Raw genomic sequence first — 11427 nt, forward strand, 5'->3', positions numbered from 1 at the left:
AACAAGCGATTTCGATTTCCGTGCCGCATACCTCGAGAACGTTGACTTCATCAACTCAAGTTCTCTGGCATCACCCGGTTCGACGGCGCGACGTTCACTGGCACAACCACATTCGATGGCGCGACACTCTCCGGCGTCACCCGGTTCAGACGCGCGAGGTTCGCCGGCCCCATCGCCTGGTTCGCGAGGGTGACGTTCCCCGACACCATCACATTCGACGGCGCGATACTCTCCGGCATCGCCTGGTTTGAAGGCACGTCGTTCTCCAGCGGAGCCCGGTTCCAGCACGCGACGTTCCTCGCCGCCGAGTTCAATGGCGTGACGTTCTCCGGCACCGCCGGGTTCGGAGAGGTCGAATTCGCTACTGCGGTTGTATCTTTCGCCAGTCCGAGGCGGTGGGGTCCGCCGGACCCGGAGTTCGATTGGGACCAGGACGCCAGCCAGAAGCCCCGAAATGTCGAGCCACAAGATTGGCCGCAGCCATCGCCATAACTGCTACTTCCGCGTGACTGTCCGAGAATCGGTCGATTCTCGGCAGGTGACGCAAGCTGCGCGAAGGCGCGGCGCAGTGCGTCCGGAAACGTGTCGAGAACGAGACTGGACTCGGCCGGGCAGGGACGATATCGAAGCATCCAGCTGGTAGACAGTTGGATGAGTACGTTCAGGTTCGGAGCCGCTGCGGCGATTGAGCGGCATGGCGGCCCAGACGTGAAACCGTGAGCCACAGTTCGGTAACTCTGTGGCACCGCATCCCGCAGTCGACTTCGATGGAGGGTGGCCCTCCTATTGCGGCCATTGTCGCGAGTGAAGTTCCAGAGCGTACGATCCCAATCGGTCTCCTGGACATGACATTTGGAGATTGGTCACAATGGCGGATGACGAAGTGTGGCTCAGCACCGATGAAGTCGCCGCGCGACTGAAGATCCCCAAGAAGACGCTGGCAAGCTGGGCCGGCGCCGGTCGGGGCCCACGCTTCGCTCGAATGGGACGGTACAGGCGGTATCGGCTGTCCGACCTCCTCAGCTGGGAGAAGAGCAAGCTGGACGAGGGCGGTCGACCTCAAGCGTCGGAGTAACCGCTGCGGCCGCCGACAGTCGTGTCGATCATCAGCCCGACCGCTTCCCGTCGGATGCATCCGCAACCCGTGATGCTGACAGTTAGCTCAGCGCAAAAGTTCCCCGGCGTGTCCGATCCGACACGCTGACGCTCGACGTGCGGACGGTTCCAAGACGCCCACTCGACAGCGTCCCAACACTCCAGAACCCACACCTCACGAAAACCTCACGTTTTCACCGGGAAACGATGGGATACGCTCAGCACCGGCGCCGGACAACGAGACCACAAAACGTTGGATGACCAGCAGTGATGGGAACCACGGAGATGCGTTCGGCCAACTCGAACCCAGGTCAAGTGGTCGCAGGTTCAAATCCTGTCAGCCCGACAGAACAGTAGAGCCGGTCTTCGGACCGGCTCTACTGTTGTCTGCATACCCTTGTCTGCATACCCTCCAGTTCTGCGACGGAGAACGGGGCAGCGATGAACCTGCACCGCCAGCTCGTGGAGACAGCGGCCGGGATGGACGTTCCTGAGGGTTTCCGCGCCGATGCGAACGGCGATGTGATCGTCGTATACCCTCAATAACCCGAGCACTGGAACATCATCCAGGAGATCGCTTTTCGGGTCCGACTCGCGGACCCGACCCTCGCCACCACATCGGATGTGAAGATCGCCGGAACCGGTGACAACGACAAAGCCCCGGATGTTGCGATCTTCCGCAAAGGCGAGCCGCTGCACGCCCAGAACGCACTCGCATTCTTCGAAGTGGTCTCCCCCAGCAGCATCGAGGCCGACCACATCGACAAGGCTCGCATCTACGCCGAAGCCGGCGTCCCCGAATACCTGATCGTCGACCCCGCCCGGGAAACCTGGACCCTCCACACCAGCCCTTCCGACGGCGAATACCAGGTCACTTCGACAAAGCCGATCATCACCCCCGTCCGGGTGGCCAACATCGAATTCGAGCTCTAGCGACTGCCGCGCGACGACCGGCCCGCTGCGTCACGAAACAGCGCGTCCAACGACTGCGACTCGAAACCGGCACTCGGAGATCCTCACCGGCGAATAACAAGTGGCCGCGGACCGCGCCTACGGGACAACGATGCAGTTGGGCCCGCCGGTCAGGATGCAGATAAGTTGGCCGCTCGGCCCCGGCAGGTGAGCCAGCCACGATGTACTTCCGGTCTCGCTGCTCCCCGATGACCCTGTCCAGTAGGCCACTTCTGTGGCAGCCGATGTATCGGTCAGCGGTGACGGCGCAGCGACCGCCGGTCCGATTCCGACGGACAACGCGCCGGCCACAGCGGCGGCAATGATGAAAGTACGCACAGCAGAACACCTTTCGTCAGATCACGGCTGGCGCACCGCCCGCCGCACCGACAATCTAAATGTTCACGTTTCACAAACTGTCCGAAACGTGTCCTTCCGACCCGCCCCCAATTGCATCGCCCCTAGAACCGCTGGCCCGCCGCCTCGACCTACCAGGCGATCCGTGCCGTCGTGGCCTCGGGCAAGGTCATCTGCCCTGCGCCGGACGACGGCCGCGGGATTTGGTGGTGCAGTCAACAGGCATGACGGCGCATGGGTCAGGCTCGTGCCCTTGGCGGTCACGACCAAATAAGCGGAAGTGCATCTGGCGCAACATTCGGCAACCTCGCTGGCCGCTTCCGTCAGCGCGGCATGCGCCTTGACCGGCCATTCAGCTTGTGATCGCCCATTCCAGCCGTTCGGCGAAATCATCCCAGCTCGTACACGTTTCGGCCGCGTTGCGGTGGGTTGGGCGATCCGGAGCCACTGCAGTCAGTGTCCGGGTGATTCCGTAGAGAGCGTCCTCGGGACCGTCTTCGTTCGCCACTGTGTAGCGAAGTCGTTGTGGGGAGGCGGCCCAGCCATCACGGAAGACCTCCACCAACGCGGCCGCCACCTCCTTACGAAATCTGTCGATATCGGTCCACGCGGTCGAGACTTCGCACACCGCCGGGTCACCCGGGTCCTCGAACACCGAAGAGGGGCCCCACATAGGTTTGTCATCGGCGCGGATCACCTCCCCGGTGGTCAGATACAGCGTCCCGACATTGGTCGTGCGATGCGTTCGGAGGACCTCCACCAAACGCCGTCTCTCTTCCGGTTCGATGGGAAGCGGAACCATGACCTCGACACCACCGTTGTCGCGGAACAACACTCGATACCCGGTCTCGACATCACGGATCTGCAGTAGTGCACCCTCATGCTCACCGGGAGGGTATGGATACAGGTACAGCGGCAACTCTTCGAGCAGCTGCTCCCAGTTGTGATCGACCACGTCTCCCCAAAAACACTTCAGTAACCGAACTCTTCGGTCACCGACAACCTAACGGCGCCAACCGACACCCGTAGACCTTGCAACCACCGGCAATTGTGGACGTTCCGTCGGCCTCAAATCGGTTCGGCCGCCTGATCTTCGGCCACCACGCGAGAGCCGGGCCGGTCCGACTCGCTCGCTACATCCAGCTTTGAAGCGGACCGCGCTGGAAACCTCTGCGGCGAGTGAGCCGTGCCCAGATCGGGTTGAGTCGGCGGCGGGGCGGTCTAGCTAGCGGTAGCAGTAGGAATCGGAGGAGGCGTCACCGCCCTGGAGGCGCACCTGGTGCACCCGCAGACCTCGAAAGTCCTCGTCGTGTGGGAAGAAGGAATCGTCGATGGTCATTCCGCCGTCGGGATCGGTGTGCAGCACGGCCATCCAGGCGCCGACCCCATCCGGGTAGAACTGGTCGTCCCACGTGCCGTAGAGCGAGTTGGTGAGGTAGACCCGCTGACCGTTACGGCTGATCTCGACCATCTGGGGGCCACCCGCGAGCGGCTGGTTCGGCGCGGCCGGGTGGGCGGCGCGGCCCACGATCCCGCCGAGCCGGACGGACGCGGTCTGTTTCGGGCTGGCCGGATCGCGCACGTCGAACTGCTTGAGCTCCCCGGTGCCCCAGCACGAGACGTAGAGGTATGCGTCATCAACCGACAGGTCGATGTCGGTGACCAGCGGCGGCACCGCGCCGAACGGTTTCAGTGCTGGTGGCAGCAGGTCGGGATCAGCCGGCTCGGCCGGGATGGTGATCACCTTGTCGACCGCCCACACACCATCGTCGTGGTGCCAACGCCACACGGAGGCCGACAAATCCTCAGTCGAGATCACCACGCCGACGAAACCCCAGGTGGCGTCCGGATCGTGCGAAGGGCGCAGCTCGAGTGCCATCTGGTTCTGTTCCCCGAGATCGACCCGCTGCTGGTGTCGACCGGCGGTGAGGTCCCAGAAGTGGATGGCGTGGCCGTACTTGTTGGCCAGCAGCAACTCCGGCTGCAACCCGTCCTCGATCATGGACGGAGTGCCCCACTCGCTGCTGATCAGGGTGTTCTGGTTGAGATGCCACCAGGCGTCGTACGCGAGGTATTGCGGCCCGCGGTCGGTCTCCCATTGCCGCAACACATCGAACGTGCCGTGATCGAGCAGCGCGATCCCGCCCGGCCCGTCCGATCCGTCTGCCCCACCGAGGCAGGTCATGAAGACACCGTCCGGCCCGCAGTGCAGCGTGTGCGGGCGGGAGTAGCCGGCCTTGGCCGCGAGCTCGGAGCTGTCCACGATCTTGGAAAGGGTGGGCCGACGCGGGTCGGGCTGGGTGTCGAACACGTACAGGTGCGACGAGCGCAGACCCGGCACGATCAGGTAGCGCCGAGCCATCCCGTCGATGCGGTGGCCCTCGTGCTTCAGCGCGCTGCTGCAGACGTTCCAGCCGAAATGGTGCAGCTCGTTGCCCAGGTGGGGCACCTCGGTCCAGCCCACCACCCTGCCGTAGGTGGCCGAGCCCGGATCCACATCGACTACCGACAGCGCATCCGGCTGCTGTGCCGCCCGGTCGAACGCAACAACGTACGCGAGCCGCTCCGGTGGCGCGGCAGCCGCCTCCGCTGCGCTCCGATAGAAGGTCGGGTCCAAGTCTGAGTGATCCATTTCCAGCCTCCTTCGTGTCGATAGGCGGAGACTCACGCACGTCGCCCGATCTGACGGATCCGAGGTGGGGCGACCCGTGTGGTCGCAATGGCGCGGACAGGTAGTAACCAGTCTCGGCCTTTCGACGTAGATCCACCAGCTAGTTAGTGCTGCAACCGCAGTCGTCGACTGACTCGGTAGCGCCCCGCACTGGTATCTAGGTGTGCCGCACTCTGACCGGGACCGAGGCTACGAGATTTCCGAACACGCCGCGTTTCACCCTTCTCAACCGGCGTCTCGGTCTATTTCTACGACCCGAAGAGGTGACGACGACCCGTTCGACGCCGCTTCCGGCGGCCGCGCGCAGCACCCGCAGGGTGCCGTCCACGGCGGGGCGGACGAGAACAGGGCGTCCTACAGCGGGGTGCCTACGTCCACCCCTGTCTGGAGTCTGCAGTGCCCCTGGCCCTTCGTCATCCCGCGCCGACCGCGGCACCAGGGCATGGCCAGATCCGCTGGAATACCGCAGATACCGAATACATGCACTCCGCCGGTTGGCAACCAGCGCGGACGACTCGAGGTCCGACAGTGGCGTTCACAGCGCGCGTTGTTCCGCGGCCGCCGGCCAATGGTGGACGCCACGTCGACTGATGCGTCCACCCCGTTGTGTGCGGCGCGGTCGAGCGCCTATCAGAACGCGGCAACACGAATGCCTCCGACCGCCCCGTTTGCCATTCGCCGAGTTAACGAAATATGTTCCAGCCCAGTGACTTTCGACCCCATCGCGAGAGCAATGACCCCGCTACTCTCAGCAGAGCGACGATCGTCGCGGTCCGGGTAGTCGGGTGGCCCTGGATGTTCGGGAGTATCGAGAACGGGGCTTATCGATGACAGGTCCGACACGACACGTTCTGCGTGCCGCATTGGTGACGTTCGTCTTGGTGTTCACGGCGCTGGGACTCACCGGCGTCCCCGCGCACGCAGCACCTACGAAAGCTGCCCACCTGCACAGCAGTTGCGTGGTGAAGTCGATGGTCCCCAAGGGCGGTCCCAAGGGTGATGGGTGCGATGTTTGGGGGATTCCGCAATGGATCGGTCCGGGACAGGAGCCCCAGCCGTTCCCGCAGCCGGTTGTCGATCTCATCGCCGGTTGTTCCCTGCACGGGAGTTTGGAGCTGGTCAAGGAGGCCGAACTCGTCGAGGCGGTCCCGCCGGGTTGGATGAAGTACGGTGCCGGCGCGGTCATCTTCGCGGTCGGCTGTGTCGAGAACACGGCCGAGGCGCTGATCGACCTCGGCCTGAACTCGAAGTCGCCGAGCAACGATGCGAGCCTGGGCGGTTTGAACCTCAACGACTACTGCGCCCGCAAATTCAACGGCGCCACAGCCCATGTGCGCGACGAACACAACGCGTTCACCTGGGAATGCGTGCACGGCAAGACCAGTGCCGGGGGCATCGATATCGACGACCAGTGTCGGCATCAGTACGGCTCGAACGCGGTGTCCGGGCTGCGTGAAACCGGAAATGCCTACACCTGGTACTGCCGGAAGAAGCGGTGACGCTCAGCATGGCGGGACGCTGACCATTTGCGCCGGATCGTGGACGTCCGTGTACGGGTGCACGATCCGGCCGTAGGGTGGGCCCCGATCCATTCACGGAACCGCTTACGGACAAGGGCATTCGACATGACACCGGTTCAGCTGCTCAAGGGGCAGAACATGCCACTGAACGTCCCCGATGTCATCGTTTCCGTGAGGACGAGCGCCGCCTCGGATCTGTCGGCGCTGATGGTCACCGCGGCGGGCAGGGTGCGTTCCGATGCGGATTTCATTTTCTACAACCAGCCACACGCGCCGGGATCCGACCTGGTCGCCGGGGCGCTGCGGATCTCGTTGGCGCAGGTGCCCGCTGGGATCGACCAGATACGGACCGTCATCACCCTCGATGATCAGCGCACGAGCTTCGGACAGTTTCCGGCGCCGATGGCCGTCGTCACCGATCAGGCCGGGAACGTGTTGTGTGAGTATCGCATCGACCAACTCGGGCCGGAATCGGTAGTCATCGCTGTCGAGGTGTACCGCCGCGGTGCCGATTGGAAGGTCCGCGCCGTTGGACAGGGGTATGCCGGGGGATTCGCCGCCTTGGTCACCGACCACGGTGTCACCGTTGACGACTCCCCGGCATCCAGCCCGGCGGTACCCGTGACGCCTGCGGCGGACCCGTCGGGGGTGCGCACGGTCGCGGGCGAGGCGACGTTGTCCTTCGAGAAGCGGCAGACGCTCGACCTGCGTAAGCGGGAGGTCGCCAAGGTCTTGCTGACCAAGGGCGCCGGCCCGGCTCGCGCCCGAGTCATCCTGGTCATCGACAAGACCGGGAGCATGAACGCGATGTTCCGTAAGAAGGTCGTGCACCGTGTGGTGGAGCGCATGATTCCGGTCGCCATCCAGCTCGATGACGACGGCAAGCTCGAAACCTATTTGTATGGCAACAAATTCGCGAAGCTGCCCGACGTTGCGGTCGATACAGCCGATGCGTGGGGCGCGACCTTCCTGCACCTGTCCGGAACCCACGGCGGCATCGACTACAACCGGCAGATCGGTGGATTCAATGACGAGATCCCCGTCATGACGGACATTCTCAATTCCTTGCGGGCCGGTGACGGCCCTACCCTCGTGCTGTTTTTCACCGACGGCGGATTCCACAATCGCGCTCAGATCAGCGCACTCATGCGCAGGGCGTCGAGCCTGCCCGCGTTCTGGCAGTTCATCGGACTGGGCCGCAACGACTTCGGCATCCTCCGCAAGCTCGACACCTTGAACGGCCGAGTCGTCGACAATGCGGGCTTCTTCGCCGTCGACAATATCGATACCCTCGCCGATTCCGAGCTGTACCAGCTGCTGCTCGGCGAGTTTCCGACCTGGATCGGGTCCGCTCGCCGCGCGGGTATTCTGCGCTGAATGCCGACTGACGAACGCTACCCCCGGGCGGGATTGACTGGGTACACCGTCACCAAGTCAGCAGAGCGAGCCCCACGGACATGCCTCCGCCGAAGGCGGCCAGCAGTATCAGGTCGCCCGGTTGCAGGGCCCCGCCGCGGTCCGCCGCGTCGAGTGTGATCGGTATCGAGGCGGCGCCCGTGTTGCCGTAGTTCTGTACCGAGCGGTGCACAGTGGCATTCGGGAGATTCAACTCGGCGAAGACTTCGTCGAGCATCACACCGTTGGCCTGATGCGGAACGAAGTGAGCGATATCCGCCGCGACCACGCCGCTGTCGGCAAGGAACTCCTTGATCAATTGCGGCAGACGGCTCGTGACGAACTCGCGAACACCACGACCGTCCATCCTGAAGTAGTGCGAGCCGGCCAACACGGTTGACGCGGTGTAGGGCGTGCGACTGCCGCCTGCGGGTACTTCGATCAGCGGGGACAAGTCACCGAAGGTGTGCAGCGCGTAGTCGCGGATGCCGTGTCGGCCACGAACGGGTCCGACGACCACGGCACCGGCTCCGTCCCCGAACAGCGGGACAGTGCGGCGATCCGCGGGGTTCAGGATGCGCGAGTAGATGTCGGCGCCGATGACCAATCCGTAACCACCGCCGCGAGCGATCATGGCTTCGACGGTTCCGAGAGCGAACACGAATCCGCTGCATACGGCGTTCATGTCGAATGCGGCGGCGGCGGGCGCGCCGAGCCGCTGTTGCACGTAGGCCGCCGTCGGTGGTTGCGGACGGTCCGGCGTCGATGTCGCGACCACTATCACCGTCAGCTGTTCGGCGACGATCCCCGAATCCCGCAGTGCGGCCGCAGCGGCTTCGGTGGCCAGGTCGGAGGTCGCCTGGTCGGGCCGCGCCCATCGACGTTCGAGGATGGCGGTCTTTCGAACGATCCAGTCGGCGTCCACCCCGGCGGGAGGACCGATCTCGGCGTTGGAGACGACACGGTCCGGAACCGCCGAACCGGTCCCGATGATCGCCGCCCCCGGTTGGGGGCGGGCTCGTGGACTCCTCGCCATCCGATGTGGCGTGACGCCTTCGCCGCCGGCGGGGTGGACTACTTCGCAACCGCAATAGCAGTGCGGCTCGTCAATGCTTCCGACGGGCTCGGTGCTGTTTCTGAACATCTCATATCCTCGTCGAATCCGTTAGTGGCGCTCGTAAATTCGCTTATGGTCGGCCACCCCGGCAAGGCGGTAGCGGCCGCGGGTGGTTCGAGCCAACATCCGTTCACTGCCATCGGTGGGCAACGCGTATTCGTGTAGTTCGCGGTATCGCTGGTATTCGACGGGTTCGCGCTGCTCGATCACAGCGTGATTCGCAGCCGTCCGCAGTCGATCTCGATAGCCGGGAACGACTGTGCCGCTGAAGAATTCGGCAACGCTTCCGGAGCCGTAACTGAGAAACGCCACCGCGGCCCCGCTCAGGTCCCTGTCGCCGTCGAGCAAGGATGCCAAGGCGAGGTAGAGGGATGCGGTGTAGCTGTTCCCGATGAGCCGGTTGTACCTCAGCGTGTCTCCGACGGCCGCGAGCAGGCTCGCATCGGAGGTTTCGAGCCCAGCGCACTCGGCCAGATGCCGGTGTGCTTTGATCGCCATCTTCGTGAAGGGCTGGTGGTAGCAGAAGGCGGCGAAATCACTCGCCGGTCTGCCGCCTTGCACCGAATAGTCCTTCCAGGCTCCCTCGACCGCTTCCAGATACGCGGTGATCGACGACTTTCCGTCGACGATCGGCGTGGCTCGATAGTTGGGGCGCCAGAAGTCCATGATGTCTGCGGTGAATACACCCGAGGGGTGGTCGAGTCGAACCAGGGCAGGTTCGGCGGTGATCAGCATCGCGACCGCCGCACCGCCTTGTGTCGCCTCGGCCGAGGTGTCGAGATCGTATTTCGCGACATCACTGGCAATGACCAGCACCCGCTCGGACGGGTTCCTGCAAACCAGGCCCAGCGCGAACTGCAAAGCCGCGGTGGCGCCGTAGCAAGCCTGCTTGAGTTCGACCACGCGAGTGGCGGTCGGCAATCCCAACAGGTCGTGCACGTAGACGCCCGCCGACTTCGATTGATCGATCGATGATTCGGTGGCCAGCACCACCGTCCGCAGTCCGACGGTGCCGTGTTCGGCGACAATCGGCTCCGCCGCGCTCGCCGCCATCGTGACGATGTCCTCGTCCGGCGCGGTGACGCTCATTTGTTCCTGCCCGATCCCGATGTGGAACTTGCCGACGTCGACGCCGCTGTGGTCCGCCAACACCGTGTGAGCAAGCACGTAGTTTCCGGTGGCGAATGACAGGTCGTGGATCCCGACCGTGAACATGCCCGTCATTTGGCCTCCCTCCCTTCAGGTTTACGCTCGAGTCGAAGGTGGCTCCGCATGAGCTCACCCGGATTCGTCTGTGCGGCGAGCAACGAGAGTTCGCCGCACAGGACCGTCGCCGCCGCGATCACCGCGAGACGGCGTGCGTTGTCGCCCACGTCCCGGTCTGCGCGGCACCCCAACCGCCGGAGATTCGCTTCGACGAAATCGAGGCTTTTGCCGTTCCCGACGGTTCCGACGATCAGATTGGGAATCGTGCAGGAGAAGTACAGGTCGCCGTCGCGGTCTTCGGCGAAGGTCACTCCCTGCGAACCCTCCACGATGTTCGCCGCGTCCTGGCCCGTCGCGAGAAAGAACGCGAGCAGCATGTTCGCGTAGTGCGCATTGGCCGAGCGCAACCCGCCCGCGATCGTCGTGCCCACGAAGTTCTTTCGCAGGTTCAGCCTGGCGACCTTGTCCGCGGTCGTGTGCAGCACATCCGCGACAACAGTCCGTGGCACCACGATCTCGGCCACCACGTTCTTCCCGCGACCGAGAATGCCGTTGACGGCACTCGCCTTCTTGTCGATGCAGTAGTTCCCGGAGATGGAGCCGTACGACAGCGTCGGCATGACCGCCAGCAGATGTTCCATCAGCAGGTCGGACGCCAGCGTGGCCATATTGTGGCCGGACGCATCGCCGGTGGTGAATTCGAATCGTACGAACAGCAGATTCGCCACGATCTCGTGATGCATCCCGAGCAATCGCGCGAACCTGCTGTGGTCCGCGACGATCTTGCGAAGAACCTCCAGTTGGGCTTCGATCTCGCCGGCCGCCGCGTGCGCCGCCGCCGCGTCCGGAGCTTCCAGGAGCACCGATCGCGACATCCGATCATCGACGAGGGTTGCGGCGATTCCCTCGGCGACCAGCATCGAGACCTTCGCGCCCCTGCCCACCGAGGGCCAGAGCGGGCTTTCGTAGGTGGCGAGAGGCACCTCCGTCTCGACCGCCGCCGTCTTGCCCGAGATGCGGATCGGCCCGATCCAGCGCATCGGTATACCCGCCGTGGCGGATGATTCGGTCGGATGTTCCGCAACCGGATTCATGATTGAACTCCCTTGTGTAGT

The 11427-nt window shown here is 64.1% G+C and carries 10 protein-coding genes; 5 read left to right on the forward strand and 5 right to left on the reverse strand.

Translation table 11 applies throughout. The features are described 5' to 3' along the window. Window positions 1-69: 69 nt before the first annotated feature. From ABZ382_RS29280 to ABZ382_RS29290, 3 genes are all read left to right on the forward strand, one after another. Complete coding sequence (locus ABZ382_RS29280; protein ID WP_357095759.1) at window positions 70-492, forward strand: pentapeptide repeat-containing protein; 423 nt, start codon at window positions 70-72, stop codon at window positions 490-492. 376 nt (window positions 493-868) lie between these two features. Next, window positions 869-1075: a helix-turn-helix domain-containing protein gene (locus ABZ382_RS29285; RefSeq protein WP_357095431.1), complete on the forward strand. Its 207-nt coding sequence runs from the start codon at window positions 869-871 to the stop codon at window positions 1073-1075. Window positions 1076-1656: 581 nt separating this feature from the next. Continuing rightward, on the forward strand, window positions 1657-2028 hold the full coding sequence (locus tag ABZ382_RS29290) for a Uma2 family endonuclease (RefSeq protein ID WP_357095762.1): 372 nt from the start codon (window positions 1657-1659) through the stop codon (window positions 2026-2028). A gap of 727 nt (window positions 2029-2755) precedes the next feature. Here the strand turns inward: ABZ382_RS29290 and ABZ382_RS29295 are convergent. Both ABZ382_RS29295 and ABZ382_RS29300 read right to left on the reverse strand, forming a co-directional pair. After that, entirely contained in the window at window positions 2756-3358 is a 603-nt protein-coding gene (locus ABZ382_RS29295) for a hypothetical protein (RefSeq protein ID WP_357095434.1), read from the reverse strand. Window positions 3359-3628: 270 nt separating this feature from the next. After that, a complete protein-coding gene (locus ABZ382_RS29300) occupies window positions 3629-5035 on the reverse strand; it encodes a selenium-binding protein SBP56-related protein (protein ID WP_357095436.1) in 1407 nt (468 codons plus the stop codon). Window positions 5036-5859: 824 nt separating this feature from the next. Here ABZ382_RS29300 and ABZ382_RS29305 point away from each other — a divergent pair. Both ABZ382_RS29305 and ABZ382_RS29310 read left to right on the forward strand, forming a co-directional pair. Continuing rightward, the gene (locus ABZ382_RS29305; RefSeq protein WP_357095439.1) at window positions 5860-6573 is read left to right on the forward strand and encodes a hypothetical protein; all 714 of its coding nucleotides are present in this window, start codon (window positions 5860-5862) and stop codon (window positions 6571-6573) included. 27 nt (window positions 6574-6600) lie between these two features. After that, window positions 6601-7971, forward strand: a complete 1371-nt coding sequence (locus ABZ382_RS29310; protein ID WP_357095442.1) for a VWA domain-containing protein — start codon at window positions 6601-6603, stop codon at window positions 7969-7971. 49 nt (window positions 7972-8020) lie between these two features. Here ABZ382_RS29310 and ABZ382_RS29315 read toward each other — a convergent pair whose 3' ends face one another. The 3 genes from ABZ382_RS29315 to ABZ382_RS29325 form a co-directional block, all read right to left on the reverse strand. Further along, window positions 8021-9025: a ketoacyl-ACP synthase III gene (locus ABZ382_RS29315; protein ID WP_357095444.1), complete on the reverse strand. Its 1005-nt coding sequence runs from the start codon at window positions 9023-9025 to the stop codon at window positions 8021-8023. Window positions 9026-9154: 129 nt separating this feature from the next. Further along, window positions 9155-10321: a hydroxymethylglutaryl-CoA synthase gene (locus tag ABZ382_RS29320; protein ID WP_357095765.1), complete on the reverse strand. Its 1167-nt coding sequence runs from the start codon at window positions 10319-10321 to the stop codon at window positions 9155-9157. Between the two features lie 5 nt (window positions 10322-10326). After that, window positions 10327-11406 (reverse strand): hydroxymethylglutaryl-CoA reductase, encoded by a 1080-nt coding sequence (locus ABZ382_RS29325; RefSeq protein ID WP_357095768.1) that lies wholly within the window; start codon window positions 11404-11406, stop codon window positions 10327-10329. Window positions 11407-11427: the final 21 nt, after the last annotated feature.

This window comes from Nocardia sp. NPDC005825 (assembly GCF_040630175.1).
GTDB lineage: Bacteria > Actinomycetota > Actinomycetes > Mycobacteriales > Mycobacteriaceae > Nocardia.